The following is a 19,575-nucleotide window of genomic DNA, read 5'->3' as shown; positions in this document are numbered from 1 at the left end:
GGAGTCACAGCCATGGCACGCCCCCAGATGCTCAAGCTCCCCGAAGTCCTCGCTGAGATCGACATGAGCCGCGCCGCCTTCTACCGCATGCGCGCCCGTGGGCAGGCACCCCGCCTGCAGAAACTGCCGAATGGCCACCTGCGGGTGAGCCGTGCCGACTTGGACGCGTGGTGGGAGCGCTGCGGACAGCGCGCCGCCGCCTGACCTGCCCAACCAACCACACGGGGCCCGCCGATCCGGCGGGCCCCACTTTCTTGGGAGCTCCATGCCCACGTACGACGTACGGATCTGGTCCGTCCGGCAGCGCAAGGATCGTGGTCAGGCTTCGGCGGAACTCCGCTGGAAGACCGGCCAGACACCACACTCACAGACGTTCCGAACCAAGACCCTGGCCGACGGCCGCCGGGCGGAGCTGCTGAGGGCGATGCACAGCGGTGAACCGTTCGATGAGACGACCGGTGTGCCGGTCACGGAGCTGCGGGAGAGCAAGGAGGTGAGCTGGTACCAGCACGCTCGCGACTACATCGAGATGAAGTGGGAGCACTCCCCCGGCTCCACCCGTAGGACCCTCGCCGAAGCGATGGCGACCATCGCCCCCGCCCTGGTCACGGACACCAAGGGAATGGCCGACGCCAACACCGTGCGCGTCGCGCTCTATAGCTGGGCCTTCAACATGACGCGGCGAACCGAGGAGCCCCCGGCCGACGTCGCCAAAGTGCTCGATTGGTTCGAGCGGAAGTCCCTACTCACGTCGGCCCTGGCCGACCGGATGCACGTTCGGTCGGCGCTGGACGCGCTGACCAGGAAGCTGGACGGCACGACCGCCGCAGCGTCAACGATCCGCAGGAAGCGGGCCATTTTCCACAACGCGCTCGGCTACGCGGTCGATGCCGGGCGCCTGTCGATGAACCCTCTCCCCCAGGTCCAGTGGAAAGCCCCTGAGCAGGTGGCCGAGGAGTTGGACCCGGCTACGGTGCCGGACCCAAGGCAGGCTCTCGCCCTGCTCAATGCGGTACAGACGCAGAGCGCGCGGGGCCGCCGCCTGGTCGCGTTCTTCGGGTGCATGTATTACGCGGCAGCACGTCCGGCAGAAGTGATCGGGCTGCGCATCCAGGACTGCGGCCTTCCCCGTCGCGGGTGGGGGGTCCTGTGGCTGCGCGAGACCCGCCCACGGTCCGGCTCGGCATGGACAGACAGCGGGAAGGCGCACGAGCAGCGCGGACTCAAGCACCGCCCCCGAAAAGCGATGCGCACGGTCCCGATCCCTCCTGACCTGGTCGCCCTACTTCGGTGGCACATCACCGCTTTCGGTACAACCGATGACGGTCGGCTCTTCCAGACCCAGCGCGGCGGGCTCATCCAGGACACCGGCTACGGAGAGGTGTGGGCGGAAGCCCGCTCGCGCGCCCTCACGCCGCTCCAGTGCGCTTCGCCACTGGCGAAGCGGCCTTACGACCTGCGTCACGCGGCTGTTTCGACCTGGCTCAGTTCAGGAGTGGAACCCCAGATGGTGGCGCAACGTGCCGGCCACAGCGTCGCAGTCCTTTTCCGGGTCTACGCCAAGTGCCTGGAGGGTGCCGCCGTGACGGCGAACGCCAGGATTGAAGCGACTCTGCGGGGCGGGAGAGCTGAGAAGTGAGAGACAAGCGTCACTACGATGCCCCACGCCCGCCCCACACGCGCTGGTCAGCACGCGAAGCACGGTGAGACACACTGGGGCAAAGTACCCAATCGCGGCTAAATCTGCTTGACCCATAAAAAACGGCCCCTGGTCTGCGTTTCCGCAGATCAGGGGCCGTTCCAATACCGTGGCGGCGCCAGGGTTCGAACCTGGGTAGGCTGAGCCGGCAGATTTACAGTCTGCTCCCTTTGGCCACTCGGGCACACCGCCAAGGGTTGCCGCCTCGGGTTCCACCTTGCGGCGGCGCTCCGGGGCAACGTCGTAAACCCTACCCGATGGCAGGGGGTGGTCCGCCACTCGGTTCGTCGCGGCTGGATCACGGCGGGGGTGGCTAGGCTGGCGGGGCGGCCCGACGGGCCGTGCCCCTGACGGACCTACCTATGAGGAGCCAACTCACCATGGCCGACTCCAGTTTCGACATCGTCTCGAAGGTCGAGCGGCAGGAAGTCGCCAACGCCATCAACCAGGCGGCCAAGGAGATCTCGCAGCGCTTCGACTTCAAGAACGTCGGAGCCTCGATCGACTGGTCGGGCGAGAAGATCCTGATGCAGGCGAACTCCGAGGAGCGCGTCAACGCGATCCTCGATGTCTTCCAGACCAAGCTCATCAAGCGGGGCATCTCGCTGAAGTCGCTGGACGCGGGCGAGCCGATGCTGTCCGGCAAGGAGTACAAGATCTTCGCCTCGATCGAGGAAGGGATCTCGCAGGACAACGCCAAGAAGGTGGCGAAGGTCATCCGCGACGAGGGCCCCAAGGGCGTCAAGGCGCAGGTCCAGGGCGACGAGCTGCGGGTCACCTCCAAGAGCCGGGATGACCTGCAGACCGTGCAGAACCTCGTCACGGGCAAGGACTTCGACTTCGCGGTGCAGTTCGTCAACTACCGCTAGACAGCTACTGCCAGGAGCGCCCGTACCGCTGGGCGCGCCCGCGCATCGGCCGGGGGGCGGTACGGCGCTCGGCCATACCGCCCCCCGTGGGCACCGCCCCGGCCGACCGCTGAGGGCTTGGGCCGGGGGTAGGACGCCCTGGGGGCGTGCGGGGCCCGGGGTGGGCGTCCTGGCTGTGGCTGGTAAGGCCGGTGGGGCCCTGAGGCCCCATTCTGTGCGGCTTCAGGGCTGCTTCAACGCAGCGGCTGCGTCAGCGGCTCGCGAAAGGCTGGTTCGTCGGGACGATCTCGCGGCCCAGGGGCATCAGCGAGAGCGGGATCAGCTTGAAGTTCGCGATGCCGAAGGGGATGCCGATGATCGTGACGCACAGCGCGATGCCGGTGACGACGTGGCTCAGGGCCAGCCACCAGCCGGCCAGGATCAGCCACAGGACGTTGCCGATGCAGGACGGCGCTCCCGCGTCGCGGCGCTCGACCGAGGTGTAGCCGAAGGGCCACAGGGCGTACACCGCGATGCGGAACGAGGCGATTCCAAACGGGATGCCGATGATCGTGATGCACAGCAGCGCGCCGGCGAGGACGTAGCCGAGGAACAGCCAGAAGCCGCTCAGGAACAGCCAGATGATGTTCAGGATTGTCTTCATGGTCAGTGACCCGCCATCTGCTCAAGTCGCGCGATGCGTTCCGCCATCGGCGGATGGGTGGAGAAAAGCTTGGACATGCCCACTCCGGGGCGGAACGGGTTGGCGATCATCATGTGGCTCGCGGTCTCCAGGCGGGGCTCGGGGGGCAGCGGAAGCTGCTTGGTTCCGGCATCGAGCTTACGGAGTGCGCTGGCCAGCGCGAGCGGGTCGCCGGTGAGTTGGGCGCCGGAGGCGTCCGCCTCGTACTCGCGGGAGCGGCTGACGGCGAGTTGGATGACCGAGGCCGCGATCGGGCCGAGCAGCATCACCATGAGCATGCCTATGAGCCCCGGGCCCTCGTCGTCGTTGGAACGGCCGATCGGGATCAGCCAGGCGAAGTTCACCAGGAACATCACGACGGAGGCCAGCGCACCGGCGATCGACGAGATCAGGATGTCGCGGTTGTAGACGTGACTCAGCTCATGGCCGAGGACGCCGCGCAGCTCCCGCTCGTCCAGGATGCGCAGGATGCCGTCCGTGCAGCAGACGGCGGCGTTACGCGGGTTGCGGCCGGTCGCGAAGGCGTTGGGGGCCTCGGTCGGCGAGATGTACAGGCTCGGCATCGGCTGGCGCGCGGTCGTCGAGAGTTCGCGGACGATCCGGTAGAGCTCCGGGGCCTCGAACTCGCTCACCGGGCGGGCCCGCATCGCGCGCAGCGCCAGTTTGTCGCTGTTCCAGTAGGCGTAGGCGTTGGTGCCCAGGGCCACGAAAACGGCGATGATCAGTCCCGTACGGCCGAAGAGGCCGCCGATGACGATGATGAGTGCGGACAGGCCGCCGAGGAGTACGGCGGTCTTGAGCCCGTTGTGCCGGCGGTGCACGGTACGCCCTCCAAGTGGTGCCGCGGGGGAACCTCTCGCGTGGTGTCTCCACCTTCCAGTGGACCCTCCCGTACTGGTCAACGCCAGGCGGAGGACGCTAGTTCCCTTGTGCACACCGGGACGGCGCTGGGCCGTACGGGTGTCCCGTACGGCCTGGTGAAGCTGCTCGCGGCGGAGCCGCCGGTCGGGGCTCCGGTCAGAGGAGGGTGCCGGCGGCGAAGCGCAGGACGAGCTGCGGGGCGCCGGAGAGCGCGATGCCCAGGACGGCCGCCAGGCCGATCGCGGCGGCGAGCGGGGCCGGAATCCGGAGGCGGGGGGCGGCGGTGGACGGGCCCGCCCCTTCCGCGCCGGCCGATGCGGGTTCCGCGGCCGGCTCCGGCGCGCGGAACAGCAGGGCCGTCCACTGGAGGTAGTAGTAGAGCGCGATCACGACGTTCACCGCCATCACGGCGGCCAGCCAGCCCAGCCCCGCGTCCACGGCCGCCGAGAAGACCGTCACCTTGGCGAAGAGGCCGATGATGCCCGGCGGCAGTCCGGCCAGGCAGAGCAGGAAGAAGCCCAGCGCGAGGGCCGCGAGCGGCCGGGTGGCGTAGAGGCCCCGGTAGTCGCTGAGCCGGTTGGCCGCGTTCGTACGGCCCACCAGAGCGGCGACGGCGAACGCGCCGAGGTTCACCGCCGCGTACATCAGGGCGTACGCGACGGTCGAGCCGATGGCGTGCGAGGGGTCACTCGCGTAGCCGGCGGCGGCGATGGGGACCAGCAGGTAGCCCGCCTGGCCGACCGACGACCAGGCCAGCAGCCGCACCGCGCTGTGCGCCCGCTCGGGGCGCTGGCGCAGGGCGGCGGCGTTGCCCAGGGTCATGGTGAGGGCCGCGAGCACGGCCAGCGCCGGGCCCCACACGTCGGCGTACGACGGGAAGGCCAGGACCGTGACCAGGATCAGGCCGGTGAAGCCGACCGCCTTGCCGACGACCGAGAGGTAGGCGGCGATGGGCAGCGGCGCGCCGACATAGGTGTCCGGCACCCAGAAATGGAAGGGGACGGCGGCGGTCTTGAAGGCGAAGCCGACCAGGGTGAGCGCGACGCCCGCCGTCGCGAGCGTGCCGAGCTGTCCCGGGACGTGTTCGAGGCCCTCGGCGACCCGGGACAGGTGCATGCTGCCGGTGGCCGCGTAGACGAAGCTGACGCCGAGCAGCATGACCGCGGTCGCGGCGACCGAGGACAGGAAGAACTTGAGGGCCGCTTCGGAGGAGCGGCGGTCGCCGCGCTTGAGGCCGACGAGCGCGAAGGCGGGCAGCGAGGCGACTTCGAGGGCGACGACGAGGGTCGCGAGGTCGCGCGAGGCGGGCAGCAGGGCGGCGCCCGCCGCCGAGGAGAGCAGCAGGAACCAGTACTCGCCCGCCGGGAGCTTGGTGTGCTCGACGATGTCGATCGAGAGCAGCGCCGTCAGGAACGCGCCGCCGAGCACCAGGAACTGCACGGCCAGCGTGAAGTGGTCCGCCGTGTAGCTGCACACGGCCGCGTCGGAGTTGAGGCAGAAGGTGCTCCGGTCGCCGTCGAGCAGCGGCAGCAGCGAGAGCCCGGCGAGCGCGAGGCCCCCGGTGGCGATCCAGCCCAGCAGCGGCTTGCGCCGGTCCGGCATGAAGAGGTCGGCGACCAGCACGATCAGCCCGACGAGGGCGGTGATGACGGGCGGCGCGATCGCGAGCCAGTCGACGGACTGGACCAGGTTCCCGAGGTCCCCGACCGGGCCCGCGGCGAGGTGCGCGGGGGCGAGGTGCGCGGGGGCGTTCGCGGCCAGGTGAGCGAGGGGCTGCGCCGCCGAGTGTGCTGCCGACTGTGCCGCGTGGCCGGCCGTCCCGGCGTGCTCGGTGAGGGTGCTGCCGAGGGTGTGCGCCGCGTTGACGGCGTGAGCGAGGGAGGTCATCAGCTGCCTCCTCCGAGGAGGTTCTGCACGGCCGGGTCGGTGAGCCCGAGCAGGACCGCGGGCCAGAGTCCGGCGAGGACGGTGAGGGCGACCAGAGGGGTCCAGGCGGCGAGTTCAAAGCCTTGGACGTCGGCCATGAAGGGCGGGGCGGCTGTGAGGGGACGGGCTGCCGTGGAGGGCGGCAGGTCACCGGACGGGTGGGACGGCTGGTCCCCCGCCAGGACGGGCCGCGCCGGATGGCCGGTGGTCCGTACGGGCTGCGCGGGAGGGCTCGCGCCGGCGGGCTGCGCCGGATGGCTCGCGTCCGACGGCCGGGCCGGCTGCCCGGCCGCGACCGGTTCCCCGAGCCGCTGTTCCTCCCCCGCCGCGGGCCGCTCTGCGTAACCCGCCGCCGGCGGCTCGCCCATGCAGACGCGGCGGACGACGATGAGCATGTACGCGGCGGTGAGCAGCGTGCCGAAGGCTGCGATGGCCGTGAAGGTGAGGTAGGCGGGGCGGCTGAGGCCCTCGGCGGGGCGGAACGCGCCGAACATCGCGAGCATCTCGCCCCAGAATCCGGCCAGTCCCGGCAGTCCGAGCGAGGCGACCGCGCCGAAGGCGAGCAGCGCGCCGAGGCGTGGCGTGCGGCCGTAGAGGGCCGCGCCGGTGGCTCCGGCGAGCTGGTCGAGGTCGCTGCTGCCGAAGCGGTCCTTGACCGCGCCGACCAGGAAGAAGAGCAGGCCGGTGATCAGCCCGTGGGCGATGTTGGCGAACAGCGCGCCGTTCACGCCGGTGGGGGTGAGGGTCGAGATGCCGAGCAGGACGAAGCCCATGTGGCCGACGGAGGAGTACGCGATCAGCCGCTTGAGGTCGCCCTTCGCGCCGCGCCGGGCCAGCGCAAGGCAGGCCAGCGACCCGTAGATGATGCCGATGACGGCGAGCGCCGCGAGGTAGGGCGCGAAGGTGTGCATGCCGTCGGGGGCGATGGGCAGCGCGATCCGTACGAAGCCGTACGTGCCCATCTTGAGCAGCACGCCGGCCAGCAGCACCGAGCCGACGGTGGGCGCGGAGGTGTGCGCGTCCGGGAGCCAGCTGTGCAGCGGCCACATCGGGGTTTTGACGGCCAGTCCGATGCCGATGGCGAGGACGCCGAGGAGCTGGGTGGTGTGGCTCAGTTTCGACCCGTTGTCAGAGGCGAGTGCCACCATGTCGAAGGTGCCGCCCTTGAGCCCGATGAGGAGGAGACCCAGCAGCATGACGACGGAGCCGAGCAGCGTGAAGAGGATGAACTTCCAGGCGGCGCGCTCGTGGTCGGCGCCTCCCCATCGGTTGATGAGGAAGTACATCGGGATGAGCACCATCTCGAAAGCCAGGAAGAACAGCAGCAGGTCGAGGACGGCGAAGCTGGCGAGGGTGCCCGCTTCGAGGACCAGGATCAGCGCTACGAAGGCCTTCGGGCTGGTTCCGCGCCCGAGCGGCGGCGAGTGGTAGCTGTAGAGCGCGCAGAGGAAGGTGAGCAGCGCGGTCAGCACGAGGAGCGGGAGCGAGACCCCGTCGGTGCCCAGGTGCAGCCGGACGCCGAGGGCGGGGATCCAGCTGAGGTCGGTGGTCGCCTGCATCGTCGCCGGGTGGTCGCGGTCGAAACCGACGGCCAGCGCGATGGCGAGGGCGAGTACGGCGCCGGTGACGACGACGCCGTGCCGGAGCACGGCCTGATCGGGGCTGCGGCCCTTGAGTCCGGGCGGGGCCGGGAGCAGGGCGGCTACCGCGCCGAGCAGCGGGAGGACGACGACGGCCGCGAGGAGGAATTGCATGACGGTCTGATTCACCTCGGGCTCTCCTCAGGGTGTCGGTTCGGGGTGGTGTTGGGGGTGCCGGTGGTGGCGGTACGGGGCTGGTTCGTGACGGGACCGGCCAGGGGGTGCCGGCGCCGGTTCGTGACGGGACCGGCCACGACGCGACAGGGTCGGCGCCGGTTCGTGATGGGACCGGCGCCGAGGCACCGGAGCCGGCTCCGGTTCGTGACGGGACCGGGAGCCGGTTTCGGCGCGGGCGGCGCGAGGGCCTCCCCGTCGGGACCGTCGGGACATCGCTGCGGCAGGGGCACGGGTCAGCCTCCCCCGATGAGGACGGCGGCGACCGCCAGGACCACGGAGCCGGCGAGCAGCGCGCTGAGGTAGCTCTGCACGTTGCCGGTCTGGGCGCGCCGGACCAGCGTGCCGAGCAGCCGGGTCGCGCCGCCCGCGCCGCGTACGTAGGTGTCGATGACCTCGCGGTCCAGGAAGCGCACCAGTTCGGCGGCGGCCCGGACGGGGCGTACGAACAGGGCGGTGTAGACGGCGTCCAGGTGGAAGCCGGTGACCGCGTGCCGGTGCAGGGGGCCGAGCAGCAGCCGGCCGGGATCGGTGATGCGGCCGTCGAACACGGTCCTGGCCGAGGCGATGCCGCCGTAGGCGGCCTCGTGGCTCGCGATGGCCTCGATCTCGGCGGCGGCGGGTTCGGCGTCCGGGTGGGCGGCGACCGCGCCGAGCGGGGTGCGGGCGGCGGCGGCCGAGGTGTGCCGCCAGGCCCCGTACGTCACGAGTACGCCCGCGAGGGCGAGGCCGGTGCCGATGACGGAGGTGGTGAGGGTCGGGTCGAGGGACCGGTCGTCGAACCAGTCGGGGAGCACGCCGACGCTGAGGCCGAGCGCGGCGGTGGGGAGGAACAGCACCCACAGCACGGCGTTCATGCTCATCGGCTGCTTGCCGTGGTCGGGGACCGGCGCGCCCTTGCCGTGGAAGGCCAGCAGCCAGAGGCGGGCCGCGTAGCCGGCGGTGAGCAGGGCGGTGAGCAGCCCGGCGACCAGGACGGTCCAGCCGGCCGCGCCGGGGATGCCGTGCGCATGGCCGGTGGCGGCGTGTTCGGCCGCGCCGAGTACGGCTTCCTTGGAGAAGAAGCCGGCGAAGGGCGGGATGGCGGCGAGCGCGAGGAGTGCGACCGTCATCGTCCAGTAGGCGTCGGGGATGCGCTTGGCCAGGCCGCTCATCCGGGACATCGCGGCGAGGGAGTTGGTGCCCGCCGCGTGGATGATCACGCCCGCGCCGAGGAAGAGCAGCGCCTTGAACGCGCCGTGCGAGAGCAGGTGGAAGACGGCCGCGCCGCGGTCGCCGACGGCGAGGGCGCCGGTCATGTAGCCGAGCTGGCCGATGGTCGAGTAGGCCAGCACGCGTTTGATGTCGTCCTGGGCGAACGCGGCCAGCGCCGAGCCGATCATGGTGATCGCGGCCATCACGGCCAGCACCATCAGGGCGGCGGCCGAGGCGGCGAAGACGGGCAGCAGCCGGGCGACGAAGTAGACGCCCGCGGTGACCATCGTCGCCGCGTGGATGAGCGCGGAGACCGGGGTCGGTCCTGCCATCGCGTCGGGCAGCCAGGTGTGCAGCGGGAACTGCGCGGACTTGCCCGCGACTCCGGCGAGCAGCAGCAGCGCGATCAGGGTGGGGTGGCCGATGCCGTCGCCGGAGACCGCGGCCGTCAGGATGCCGTTGATCCGGAAGGTGCCGGCGTCGGCGGCGAGCGCGAAGATACCGATCAGGAACGGGACGTCGCCGAGCTTGGTGACCAGGAACGCCTTGAGCGAGGCGGAGCGCGCGGCGGCCGTCTCCCAGTAGTGGCCGACCAGGAAGTACGAGCAGATGCCCATGATCTCCCAGCCGACCAGCAGCACCATCAGGTCGCCGGAGTAGACGACCAGCAGCATCGCGGCGGTGAACAGGGAGACGAGCGCGGCGTACGACGGGTAGCGCGGGTCGCCGCGCAGGTAGCCCGTGGAGTAGATCTGCACGCAGGTCGCGACGACGCCGACGAGCACCGCCACGAGTACGGCGAAGCCGTCGAGGTGCAGCGCGAGGTCGATCGGCACCGAGCCGGTCGGGGTGAGCCGGGTCGCCGCGTCGAGCGCGTCCCCGCCGCCCTGCCGCAGCGCCACCACGACCGCGAGCGCCAGCGCGGCGACGGTCGGCAGGATCGCCAGCGGCCGTACGAAGCCGGGGGCCCGGCGGCCGAGCAGCAGTCCCGCGACGGCGCCGAGGAAGGGCAGCAGCGGGACGAGGACGGCGAGGGTCGTGGTGGTCACGCGGCGGCCTCCGCCTTCTGGGGCTGCGCGGTGTCGGCCGCCGGTCCGGCCCCGCCGGCGTCCGGACCGTCCGGGTCGGTGTCGGACTCGGCCAGGTCGCGCAGCAGGTCCACGTCGGAGCTGCCCCGGTTGCGGTACACGAGCAGGACGATGGCCAGGCCGATGCCGATCTCGGCGGCGGCGATGGCGATGACGAACAGGGTCAGCGCCTGGCCCGCGTGCAGCGTGTCGCGGAGCCAGACGTCGAAGGCGACGAGGTTGAGGTTGACGGCGTTGAGCATCAGCTCGACGGACATCAGCACCAGGATCGCGTTCCTGCGGGCCAGCACGCCGTAGATCCCGGTGCAGAAGAGCAGCACGGCGAGTACGGCGGGATAGGCGAGGTGCATCAGCGCGTTACCTCCCTGTCGCGGCGGGACAGCACGACCGCGCCGACGAGCGCGGCGAGCAGCAGCACGGAGAGCGCCTCGAAGGGCAGCACCCAGTGCTGGAAGAGCATCTCGCCGGAGATCTCGGTGGACCCCTTGGCCGCTCCGTCGCCCCGGGGGGCGACCGGCTCCAGGTTGATCCAGGTCGCGCGGAAGGCGTCCACGACCACCCACACCAGGGTCACGGCGGCGGCGACGGCCACCCCGAGCGCGACCCAGCGGTTGCCCGAGTCGGCGTCCGGCGAACGGCCGATGGGGGCCCGGGTGAGCATCAGCCCGAAGAGCAGCAGCACGACGACCGAGCCGACGTAGATCAGCACCTGCACCCAGGCGATGAACTCCGCCGTGAGCAGCAGGTACTCGACGGCGAGCCCGCCGAGCGCCACGACCAGCCACAGGGCGGCGTGCACCAGCTGCTTGCTGGAGACGGCCAGCACGGCGCCGCCGAGGGTGACCAGGCCGACGAGGACGAAGACGATCTCGACACCGCTCGGGGAGAGGAAGCCCTGGGTCCGCGCGACGGCGTCGCCGGCCGCGTCCGCGGCGAGCGCGGCTGCGGGGGTCACGCGTCGCCCTCGGGGCGCGGGTCGGGCTGCTCGGTCTGGGCGGCCCGCGCCGCCTGTTCGGCTTGGGCTGCCTGCTCGGCTGCCTGCTCCGCTGCCAGCAGCTTGTCCTCGGTCTTGCGGGCCGCGGCGATCTCCTTGGGCTCCTCGGCCGCCGGGTCGAGCGCGGGCGGCTCGGGCACGGTCCACATCCAGTCGCGGAGCTTGTCCCGCTCATGGGTCAGATTGAGGATGTCGGTCTCCGCGTACTCGAACTCCGGCGACCAGAACAGCGCGTCGAAGGGGCACACCTCGATGCAGATGCCGCAGTACATGCAGAGCGCGAAGTCGATGGCGAAACGGTCCAGCACATTGCGGCTGCGCTCGCGCCCGCCCTCGGCGGCGGCGGGCACCGTCTCCTTGTGCGAGTCGATGTAGATGCACCAGTCCGGGCACTCGCGTGCGCAGAGCATGCAGACCGTGCAGTTCTCCTCGAACAGCGCGATCACGCCGCGGCTGCGCGGCGGAAGCTCGGGCTGCACATTCGGATACTGCGCCGTGACGGTGCGCTTGGTCATCGTGCGCAGGGTGACAGCGAGGCCCTTGGCCAGGCCGCTGCCGGGAAGGGGAGCCACTAGGAGATCACCACCTTGACGACGCCGGTGAGGGCGATCTGGGCCAGAGCGAGCGGGATGAGGACGGTCCAGGCGAGCTTCTGCAACTGGTCCTCACGCAGCCGCGGATAGCTGACGCGCAGCCAGATGACGACGAACGCGAGCAGCGCCGTCTTGAGCACCGTCCACAGCCAGCCGAGGCCGTCGGCGCCGAACGGGCCGTGCCAGCCGCCGAGGAAGAGGACCGTGGTGAGCGCGCTGAGCACGACGATGCCCGCGTATTCGGACAGCAGGAACAGCGCGAAGCGCAGCCCGGTGTACTCGGTGTACGCGCCGAAGATGATCTCCGAGTCGGCGACCGGCATGTCGAACGGCGGCCGCTGGAGTTCGGCGAGACCCGCGATGAAGAAGATCAGCGCGCCGACGATCTGCCACGGCACCCACCACCACTCGAACGCGTCGAGCATCCCGGGCAGCGAGACCGTGCCGGCGGCCATCGCGACGGAGGCGGCGGCGAGCAGCATCGGCAGCTCGTACGCCAACAGCTGCGCGGCCGTACGGAGCCCGCCCAGCAGCGAGAACTTATTGGCCGAGGCCCAGCCCGCCATCAGCGAACCGAGCACCCCCACGCCCATCACGGCGAGCACGAAGAAGATGCCCGCGTCGATGGTCTGGCCGACGGCGCCGCCCGGACCGATCGGGATCGCGATGAGCACGAGCAGGTACGGGAGCAGCGCGACGGCGGGCGCGATCTGGAAGATACGGCGGTCGGCGTTGGCCGGGACGATGTCTTCCTTCTGCGCGAACTTCACGCCGTCCGCGACGAGCTGCGCCCAGCCGTGGAACCCGCCCGCGTACATCGGGCCGAGCCGGCCCTGCATATGGGCCATGACCTTGTGCTCGGTCTGGCCGACGACGAGCGGCAGCACGAGAAAGGCCACGAAGACGGCGATCAGGCGCCAGGCGACGTCGAGGACGTCGGTCACCGGGACTCGCCTCCTTCGGGGGTCTCGGGGGCGTCGGGAGTCGAGGGGGTGTCAGGGGCCGAGGGGGTCTCGGGCTGGGGGAGCGCAGAGTCGGGTTTGGACCCGGCTGCGGGGGTGGACCCCGGGCCGGATTTCCGCTCCAGGCCGGGTACGGGCTCCGGGCCGGGCGCTGCGCCGGGCTCGGGCGCTGCGTCGGACTCCGGCTTCGGCGCGGGTGCCACGTCGGACTCCGGCTTCGGCGCGGGTGCCACGTCGGACTCCGGCTGCTCAGCCTCGTCCGTTGCGGGGATCGGGTTGTGCCACGGGGCGTCAGAGGCCGGTTTGCGGGGTGCCGGTCGCTCCGCAGGGACGGCGGACGAAGGCCGGGTGTCGCTCGCGGGCTCACCGGTGGCGGCCTCGGCCTGCTGCGGGCTCGCCGGGCTTTCGCCGGCACCGGGCTCGCTGCGTACGGGGCGCTCCGCAGCCGGGGCAGTGGGTGCGGCTGGGGCGGTGGGCGCCGCCGGAGCCGTGGGCGCCGCCGTCGCATCCGGAGCAGCCGGTGCCGTCTCGCCACCCGTCGGTGCGGTGGTCGCCTCCTGCTGGCTCGCCGAGCCCGAGCCCGCGCTCCGGTCGCGCCGGGGCGCGCGCTCCCCCGGGACTGCCGCGCCCGCCGCGCCCGCCGTACGACCCGCGCGCGCCGCGCCGGCCGCGCCCGCCGCACGCGCCCCGCGCGCCGGGCGTGCTGGGGCCGGGGGCAGTTGGCCCTTGAGCGGGCCCCATTCGTTCGGGTCCGGGACGCCGGGCGGCAGCATCTGGCGGCGCTTGGGGCCGCCGTGCTCGGGCTCGCCCGGCTCCTTGGCCCCCGGCCACGCCTTGGCCACCCGCGCCGCGAGGACGAAGTCCTTGCGCAGCGGACGCCCCTCGAAGCCTTCGGGGAGCAGTAGCGGTACGAGGTTGGGGTGGTCGGTGAAGTCGACGCCGAACATCTCGTGCGTCTCGCGCTCGTGCCAGCCCGCGCCGGCGTACACGCCGATCGCGGTCGGCAGCACGGGGGCGTCGTGCGGCACGGTCGTCCGTACGAGCAGCCGGCGCAGCGGCTTGCCCTCGGCGGCGTGGCCGAGAGCGACGACGTGCGCGAGCACCTGGAAGCCCACGGCGGGTTCGTCCACCGCGCTCAACCAGTCGAAGTAGGTGCAGCCGAGCGTGTCCCGCGCGGTCTCCAGCGCGGTGAGCCAGGCGGCCGGCGGGACGTCGACCGTGAGCAGCGCGTACGCCTCTTCGGCGCTCGCCCCCTCGCCGAACAACTCCTCGGCGCCGCCCGGCAGCCATCCCACGGGCGGCTGCGGAGCGGCAGCCGGAGCAAGCTCGGGGGCGGGCTCCAGCGCCTCGGCCGCCGCCGGGGCTTCGCTCGTCCCGGGCGCGGCGGCGGGGTCCGGCTTCGCGGCGGCGGAGCCCGCCGCCGACGCGGCCGAGGGCTCCGACGGCTCCGTCGGGGGCTTCGGCTCGGTGGGCTCGGTCACCGGTCGCCTTCCTGTGCGGTCGGACGAGCGGAGGGCTCAGCGGAAGTCTCAGCGGTGGGCCCGGCAGCGGGCCCGGACGGCTCAGCGGACTCGGACGGCAGCGCCGCAGCCGGGCCGCCCGGTGTCGGCGGAGCCGCGACCAGCCCGCTGCGCAGCGCGCCGACGGACGGACGCCCGGCGCTGTCGCCCACCGCTCCGGCCGCATCCCCCGTACGGACCGGCTCCGGCCCGTACCGCTCGGCCAGCGACTCGCGGGCGATCTTCTCCTGGAGCTTCAGAATCCCCTGGAGCAGCGCTTCGGGCCGGGGCGGGCAGCCGGGTACGTAGACGTCGACGGGGATGATCTGGTCGACGCCCTTGGTGACCGAGTAGGAGTCCCAGTACGGGCCGCCGCAGTTGGAGCAGGCACCGAACGATATGACGTACTTCGGCTCGGGCATCTGCTCGTACAGCCGCTTGACCGCGGGCGCCATCTTGTCCGTGACCGTCCCGGAGACGATCATCAGGTCGGCCTGGCGCGGGCCGGGCGCGAAGGGGATGACGCCGAGCCGGATGAAGTCGTGCCGCGCCATGGACGCGGCGATGAACTCGATCGCGCAGCAGGCGAGTCCGAAGTTGAAGACCCACAGGCTGTAGCGGCGGCCCCAGTTGAGGATCACCTTCATGGGCTCGGGCGCGAGCCGGGACAGCACGCCGAGGCGCTGGGGCGCCGGCAGGTCCACGGGGCTCGCGACCGCCGGGGCGGCGCCCGCCGCGTTCGCGTCGGCGGAAATATCGGGCACATTCTCGTCCACAGGGGTCACGTCCATTCGAGGACGCCCTTCTTCCAGGCGTACAGCAGGCCGATGGCGAGGAAGCCGAGGAAGATGAACATCTCCACCAGCGTCGTTGCGCCATAGCCGGGCGCGGCGAAGACCGTCGCCCACGGAAAGAGGAAGATCGAGTCCACCGCGAAGATGACGTACAGGAACGCGTAGACGTAGTAGCGGACCTGGGTGTGCGCCCAGCCCTCGCCGACCGGGTCCACGCCGCACTCGTACGTCAGCAGCTTCTCCGGTGTCGGCACCACCGGCCGCAGCAGCCGCCCGGCCCCGAAGGCCACGGCGACGAAGAGCACGCCGACGATCGCGAGCAGGCCGACGACCGAATAGCTCTGGAAGTAGTCGGCCGCGAGTTGCGTACTGGTGGTCCGTACGGTCGTCTCCGGCACGTCCGTCCCTCGCTCCCTGGCCCGCTGGCAGTCGACACCGTGTGTTCGACGATCTGTACGCACGGGAGTCTAGGCCCTGCCCACACGCATTTGGGCAGCCGTCCCGCGTACTGCTCACGCGTACAGCTTGCGCACAGGCCACTCGCGCACCGCTCTCGTCCGCTCTCGTCCCCTCTCATCCAGCGGCGAGCGCACGGACAACCGCACCGACAACCACACCGACGAGCGCGCCGTGCCCACCCGCTTCCGCCCGCTTCCCTCCGCTCCGAACCGCTTTCGTCCCCCTTCGGTCCTGCCCGGAGTGCCGCGCGCCCATCGTGAGGTGGGGATATCCCTACTCCCTCCCACCCACGTACCCCATGGCGCGGCGGTCCGCGGCCCGGCAGGCTGGCCGGTATGACCGAGAGCACCTTGACCGCGAGCCCTGCGGACAGCACCGGCCCTGGCGATCCCCGCGGCCACGACGACAGGCTGCCGCCGCCGCGCGCGCCGCTCAGCGCGCAGACCTGGCGGGAGATCTCGCATCTGCTCGCCAACCTTCCGGTGGGCGTCATCGGCTTCGCCTACATCTCGCTGTGGATCTACGCGGGCGTGCTGCTCTCGGTCACTGTCGTGGGGCTGCCGCTGCTCGCGCTCGGGCTGCTCGGCAGCCGGCTGATCGGCCGGCTGGAGCGGGCCCGCGCCCGTGGGCTGCTGGGCGTACGGATCGAGGAGCCCAGCCCGATCCGGCGGCGGGCGGGCCGCGGCTTCTTCCCCTGGCTGTGGACAGCGCTCAAGGACCCGGTCGGCTGGCGGAGCACGCTGTACTGCTTCATCCGGCTGCCCTGGGGCGTGCTGACCTTCGCCGTCGCCCTCGTCTCGCTCTTCGTGGGCTGGCCGGCGCTGCCGTGGGTCGCGCGCGGGCTGACCAACGCCGACCGGGCGATGGTGCGCGGGCTGCTCTCGCCGTCCGACGAGCTGGAGTACCGCGTCGCCGAGCTGGAGTCGGACCGCGGCACGGTCGTCGACACCGCCGCCGCCGACCTGCGCCGCATCGAGCGCGACCTGCACGACGGCGCGCAGGCCCGGCTGGTCGCGCTGGCGATGGGGCTCGGGATGGCCAAGGAGAAGCTGCTGGAGGACCCGGAGGTGGCGTCCCGGATGGTCGACGAGGCGCACGGCGAGGTGAAGTTGGCGCTCCAGGAGCTGCGCGACCTGGCCCGCGGGATTCACCCCGCGGTGCTCACCGACCGCGGCCTCAACGCCGCGCTGTCCTCGATCGCCGCCCGCTGCACGGTGCCGGTCAGGGTCTCCGTCGAGCTGCCGGCCCGCCCGGCCCCGGCCATCGAGGGCATCGCGTACTTCACCGTCTCCGAGCTGCTCCAGAACATCAGCAAGCACAGCGGGGCGCGCAGCGCGTCCGTCGAGCTGTGGCGGGTGGGGAACCGGCTGCTGATCCGGGTGTGCGACGACGGGCACGGCGGCGCGACCCTGACGAGCGGCGGCACCGGCCTGTCGGGGCTCTCCGAGCGACTCGGCTCGGTGGACGGGCTGTTCGTGCTCAGCTCACCCGCCGACGGCCCGACCGAGATCACGGCCGAGCTGCCGTGGCGCGACCGTACGGACGGCTGACGGAGCGTAGGGCGGTCGCGCCGCGCGGCTTGCCGGCAGCAGACTGCCCGTAGGCCCCGCACCGTACGGGCCACCGCCGACGGACCGTGCGGCCCACAGCTCCGTCCGACCACAGCGCCGCACGACCACAGCGCCGCACGACCGCAGCGCCGTCCGACCGCAGCGCCGCACGACCCCGCACCCACCCCCGGGGTAGGGAAAACCCCCCGCCCAAGAGGCCGACCGGCTTCATGGTCCGGCGGCCCCCGTTCCAGCAGGCTGTGGGTACGGAGCACCAGACCCGCGCCGGGGCTCGGGCGGCAACCCCACCAGGGCACGTCTGATCAGGGCGCCCCCCGATCAGCGCACGCCCGCCGAGACTCGGCGCAAGCGGACCGCGGCTTACCGCAGAACGGACGACACGATGGCCACCGCATACGGACCGGAGACCCGCACTCACCGGGTGCCCGCGGCACTGCGTGCGCCGTTCGAAGGCCGCGCTTGGCGCGAGTTCCTCTATCTCTTCCTCAGCCTGCCGATGGCGATCGTGATGTTCACCTTCGCCATCACGACCGTCTCGGTCAGCGCCGGTCTGCTGGTGACCTTCCTCGGTGTGCCGCTGCTGGCGCTGGGGCTGGCCGGCTGCCGGGGGCTGGGCGCCGTGGAGCGGAGCCGGGCGCGCGCGCTGCTGGGGCTGGACGTCGGCGCGCCGCAGCCGGTGCGGCCCAAGGGCGGCGGCCCGATGGCCTGGGTCGGCGCGATGCTCAAGAGCGGGGCGTCCTGGCGGCACCTGCTCTACTGCGTGCTGCACTTCCCGTGGGCGGTGTTCGCGTTCACCTTCTCGGTGACGTTCTGGTCCGTCGGCTGGGCGCTGCTGTCCTATCCGCTGTGGAAGTGGACCTTCCCGATGTACCTCGGCCAGTCGGGCATCCAGCTCTACGGCGACGACAACCACGCCTTCCATCTGGACACCCCGTTCGAGATCGCCCTGACCAGCGGCATCGGCCTGGTGCTGGTGATGGCCGGTCCGTGGGTGATCCGCGGTCTGACGCAGGTGGACCGGGCGCTGGTGTCCGGGCTGCTCGGCCCGTCGAAACTGGCCAGCCGGGTGTGGGAGCTGGAGTCGGACCGCGGCACGGTCGTCGACACCGCCGCCGCCGACCTGCGCCGCATCGAACGCGACCTGCACGACGGCGCACAGGCCCGGCTGGTCGCGCTGGCGATGGGGCTCGGGATGGCCAAGGAGAAGCTGCTGGAGGACCCGGAGGCGGCGGCGAAGATGGTCGACGAGGCGCACGGCGAGGTCAAGATCGCCCTCCAGGAGCTGCGCGACCTGGCCCGCGGCATCCACCCGGCGATCCTCACCGACCGCGGCCTCAGCCCGGCCCTGTCCGCCCTGGCCGCGCGCTGCACGGTTCCGGTGCAGGCCATCGTGGACCTGCCGGCCCGCCCGGCGCCGGCCATCGAGGGCATCGCGTACTTCACCGTCTCCGAGCTGCTGCAGAACATCAGCAAGCACGCGCAGGCCCGGCACGCGACGGTCGACGTGTGGCGCTCCGAGAACCGGATCATGGTCCAGGTGACGGACGACGGGCGCGGCGGCGCGGACGCCACGTCGGGCAGCGGCCTGGCGGGGCTGGCCGAACGGCTGGACGCGGTCGACGGAATCCTGGTGGTCGACTCGCCCGTGGGCGGGCCCACCGCGATCACCGCCGAGTTCCCCTGGCGCGGCTGAACGGCCGACGGGACCAGTTGACGGCACGTCGGTCGCACGGCCGGCGGGAACGGACGGTGATCAACCACCGCCCGTTCGCGCCGAATGTCTTCCTCCACCACACCCCTAGCCCGCTGCCCGACGCTGTGGGCGACGCGGGCATCCCAATGCTGGGATGCTGATGGCCTCACATCGCAAACTGGGGGGCCAGAAATCGTGGAGGACAGGGTGCGAGTGGTCATCGCCGAAGATTCGGTGCTGCTTCGGGAGGGGTTGACCCGACTGTTGACCGACCGGGGACACGACGTCGTGGCGGGCGTCGGGGACGCGGAGGCGTTGATCAAGGTCATCCGCGAGATGGCCGACGAAGGCGCGTTGCCGGACGTGGTGGTCGCGGACGTACGGATGCCGCCGACGCACACCGACGAGGGCGTGCGAGCGGCTGTGCAGTTGCGCGGGAGCTACCCGGAACTAGGGGTGCTCGTGCTGTCGCAGTACGTCGAGGAGCAGTACGCGACGGAACTGCTGGCCGGATCCAGCCGTGGGGTCGGCTACCTGCTCAAGGACCGGGTAGCCGATGTGCGTGAGTTCGTGGACGCGGTGGTGCGGGTCGCCGGCGGCGGCACCGCGCTGGACCCCGAGGTCGTGGCGCAGCTGCTGGGCCGGAGCCGGAAGCAGGACGTGCTGGCCGGGCTCACCCCGCGCGAGCGGGAGGTGCTGGGCCTGATGGCCGAGGGGCGGACGAACTCAGCTGTCGCGCGGCAACTCGTGGTCAGCGACGGGGCGGTGGAGAAGCATGTGAGCAATATCTTTCTGAAGCTCGGCCTGTCGCAGAGTGACGGGGATCACAGGCGGGTGCTGGCCGTGCTCACCTACCTCAACACCTAGCACGCTGACA

18 protein-coding genes and 1 tRNA gene are annotated in these 19,575 nt (G+C 71.7%); 6 read left to right on the top strand and 13 right to left on the bottom strand.

Annotated elements, in window-relative coordinates:
- The first annotated feature begins 12 nt into the window (after positions 1-12).
- On the top strand, positions 13-204 hold the full coding sequence (locus tag QMK28_RS21780) for a helix-turn-helix transcriptional regulator (RefSeq protein WP_283470627.1): 192 nt from the start codon (positions 13-15) through the stop codon (positions 202-204).
- A 61-nt stretch (positions 205-265) separates the two neighbouring features.
- Positions 266-1,639 carry a tyrosine-type recombinase/integrase gene (locus QMK28_RS21775; RefSeq protein WP_326440543.1) on the top strand — a complete coding sequence of 458 codons (1,374 nt, stop codon included), beginning with the start codon at positions 266-268 and terminating at the stop codon, positions 1,637-1,639.
- A 170-nt stretch (positions 1,640-1,809) separates the two neighbouring features.
- Here QMK28_RS21775 and QMK28_RS21770 read toward each other — a convergent pair.
- Positions 1,810-1,891 (bottom strand) — tRNA-Tyr (locus tag QMK28_RS21770).
- A gap of 188 nt (positions 1,892-2,079) precedes the next feature.
- Here QMK28_RS21770 and QMK28_RS21765 point away from each other — a divergent pair.
- Positions 2,080-2,568, top strand: coding sequence for a YajQ family cyclic di-GMP-binding protein (locus QMK28_RS21765; protein ID WP_326440541.1), 489 nt, complete (start codon positions 2,080-2,082; stop codon positions 2,566-2,568).
- 250 nt (positions 2,569-2,818) lie between these two features.
- Here the strand turns inward: QMK28_RS21765 and QMK28_RS21760 are convergent, their stop codons facing one another.
- The 12 genes from QMK28_RS21760 to QMK28_RS21705 form a co-directional block, all read right to left on the bottom strand.
- A complete protein-coding gene (locus tag QMK28_RS21760) occupies positions 2,819-3,211 on the bottom strand; it encodes a YccF domain-containing protein (protein WP_326440538.1) in 393 nt (130 codons plus the stop codon).
- A 2-nt stretch (positions 3,212-3,213) separates the two neighbouring features.
- Positions 3,214-4,071, bottom strand: coding sequence for a zinc metalloprotease HtpX (htpX, locus tag QMK28_RS21755; RefSeq protein WP_326440536.1), 858 nt, complete (start codon positions 4,069-4,071; stop codon positions 3,214-3,216).
- Between the two features lie 196 nt (positions 4,072-4,267).
- Complete coding sequence (locus QMK28_RS21750; RefSeq protein WP_326440534.1) at positions 4,268-5,998, bottom strand: NADH-quinone oxidoreductase subunit N; 1,731 nt, start codon at positions 5,996-5,998, stop codon at positions 4,268-4,270.
- Entirely contained in the window at positions 5,998-7,791 is a 1,794-nt protein-coding gene (locus QMK28_RS21745) for a complex I subunit 4 family protein (protein ID WP_326440593.1), read from the bottom strand. Before QMK28_RS21745 ends, QMK28_RS21750 begins: the two co-directional genes overlap by 1 nt.
- A 296-nt stretch (positions 7,792-8,087) precedes the next feature.
- A complete protein-coding gene (locus QMK28_RS21740) occupies positions 8,088-10,094 on the bottom strand; it encodes an NADH-quinone oxidoreductase subunit 5 family protein (protein WP_326440532.1) in 2,007 nt (668 codons plus the stop codon).
- Positions 10,091-10,483, bottom strand: a complete 393-nt coding sequence (nuoK, locus tag QMK28_RS21735; protein WP_326440530.1) for an NADH-quinone oxidoreductase subunit NuoK — start codon at positions 10,481-10,483, stop codon at positions 10,091-10,093. The genes QMK28_RS21740 and nuoK overlap by 4 nt, the downstream gene beginning before the upstream one ends.
- Complete coding sequence (locus QMK28_RS21730) at positions 10,483-11,088, bottom strand: NADH-quinone oxidoreductase subunit J family protein (protein WP_326440528.1); 606 nt, start codon at positions 11,086-11,088, stop codon at positions 10,483-10,485. The genes nuoK and QMK28_RS21730 overlap by 1 nt, the downstream gene beginning before the upstream one ends.
- Positions 11,085-11,699 carry a NuoI/complex I 23 kDa subunit family protein gene (locus QMK28_RS21725; protein ID WP_326440527.1) on the bottom strand — a complete coding sequence of 205 codons (615 nt, stop codon included), beginning with the start codon at positions 11,697-11,699 and terminating at the stop codon, positions 11,085-11,087. The genes QMK28_RS21730 and QMK28_RS21725 overlap by 4 nt, the downstream gene beginning before the upstream one ends.
- Positions 11,699-12,664, bottom strand: coding sequence for a complex I subunit 1/NuoH family protein (locus QMK28_RS21720; RefSeq protein ID WP_326440525.1), 966 nt, complete (start codon positions 12,662-12,664; stop codon positions 11,699-11,701). The genes QMK28_RS21725 and QMK28_RS21720 overlap by 1 nt, the downstream gene beginning before the upstream one ends.
- A complete protein-coding gene (locus QMK28_RS21715; RefSeq protein WP_443050789.1) occupies positions 12,661-14,163 on the bottom strand; it encodes an NADH-quinone oxidoreductase subunit C in 1,503 nt (500 codons plus the stop codon). Before QMK28_RS21715 ends, QMK28_RS21720 begins: the two co-directional genes overlap by 4 nt.
- The gene (gene nuoB / locus QMK28_RS21710; RefSeq protein WP_326440523.1) at positions 14,160-14,972 is read right to left on the bottom strand and encodes an NADH-quinone oxidoreductase subunit B; all 813 of its coding nucleotides are present in this window, start codon (positions 14,970-14,972) and stop codon (positions 14,160-14,162) included. Before nuoB ends, QMK28_RS21715 begins: the two co-directional genes overlap by 4 nt.
- Positions 14,963-15,373: an NADH-quinone oxidoreductase subunit A gene (locus tag QMK28_RS21705; protein WP_326440521.1), complete on the bottom strand. Its 411-nt coding sequence runs from the start codon at positions 15,371-15,373 to the stop codon at positions 14,963-14,965. The genes nuoB and QMK28_RS21705 overlap by 10 nt, the downstream gene beginning before the upstream one ends.
- Before the next feature lie 396 nt (positions 15,374-15,769).
- Here QMK28_RS21705 and QMK28_RS21700 point away from each other — a divergent pair, with 396 nt between their 5' ends.
- The 3 genes from QMK28_RS21700 to QMK28_RS21690 all read left to right on the top strand — a co-directional run bounded on the left by QMK28_RS21700 (position 15,770) and on the right by QMK28_RS21690 (position 19,565).
- Entirely contained in the window at positions 15,770-16,984 is a 1,215-nt protein-coding gene (locus tag QMK28_RS21700) for a sensor histidine kinase (RefSeq protein ID WP_326440519.1), read from the top strand.
- Between the two features lie 403 nt (positions 16,985-17,387).
- Positions 17,388-18,698 (top strand): sensor histidine kinase, encoded by a 1,311-nt coding sequence (locus tag QMK28_RS21695; protein ID WP_326440517.1) that lies wholly within the window; start codon positions 17,388-17,390, stop codon positions 18,696-18,698.
- Between the two features lie 207 nt (positions 18,699-18,905).
- On the top strand, positions 18,906-19,565 hold the full coding sequence (locus QMK28_RS21690) for a response regulator transcription factor (protein WP_326440515.1): 660 nt from the start codon (positions 18,906-18,908) through the stop codon (positions 19,563-19,565).
- Positions 19,566-19,575: the final 10 nt, after the last annotated feature.

The sequence above is a fragment of the Streptomyces sp. H27-D2 genome, from assembly GCF_035828615.1.
Taxonomy (GTDB): domain Bacteria; phylum Actinomycetota; class Actinomycetes; order Streptomycetales; family Streptomycetaceae; genus Streptomyces.
The sequence above is the reverse complement of the archived record's forward strand: the minus strand, read 5'-3'. Positions and strand labels throughout refer to the sequence as shown.

Excerpts from the sequence above, each read along its gene's own strand:
- QMK28_RS21780 (WP_283470627.1), top strand. The coding sequence starts at position 13 with ATGGCACGCCCCCAGATGCTCAAGCTCCCCGAAGTCCTCGCTGAGATC.
- QMK28_RS21775 (WP_326440543.1), top strand. The coding sequence starts at position 266 with ATGCCCACGTACGACGTACGGATCTGGTCCGTCCGGCAGCGCAAGGAT.
- QMK28_RS21765 (WP_326440541.1), top strand. The coding sequence starts at position 2,080 with ATGGCCGACTCCAGTTTCGACATCGTCTCGAAGGTCGAGCGGCAGGAA.
- QMK28_RS21760 (WP_326440538.1), bottom strand. The coding sequence starts at position 3,211 with ATGAAGACAATCCTGAACATCATCTGGCTGTTCCTGAGCGGCTTCTGG.
- QMK28_RS21750 (WP_326440534.1), bottom strand. The coding sequence starts at position 5,998 with ATGACCTCCCTCGCTCACGCCGTCAACGCGGCGCACACCCTCGGCAGC.
- QMK28_RS21745 (WP_326440593.1), bottom strand. The coding sequence starts at position 7,791 with ATGCAATTCCTCCTCGCGGCCGTCGTCGTCCTCCCGCTGCTCGGCGCG.
- nuoK (WP_326440530.1), bottom strand. The coding sequence starts at position 10,483 with ATGCACCTCGCCTATCCCGCCGTACTCGCCGTGCTGCTCTTCTGCACC.
- nuoB (WP_326440523.1), bottom strand. The coding sequence starts at position 14,972 with ATGGACGTGACCCCTGTGGACGAGAATGTGCCCGATATTTCCGCCGAC.
- QMK28_RS21700 (WP_326440519.1), top strand. The coding sequence starts at position 15,770 with ATGACCGAGAGCACCTTGACCGCGAGCCCTGCGGACAGCACCGGCCCT.
- QMK28_RS21695 (WP_326440517.1), top strand. The coding sequence starts at position 17,388 with ATGGCCACCGCATACGGACCGGAGACCCGCACTCACCGGGTGCCCGCG.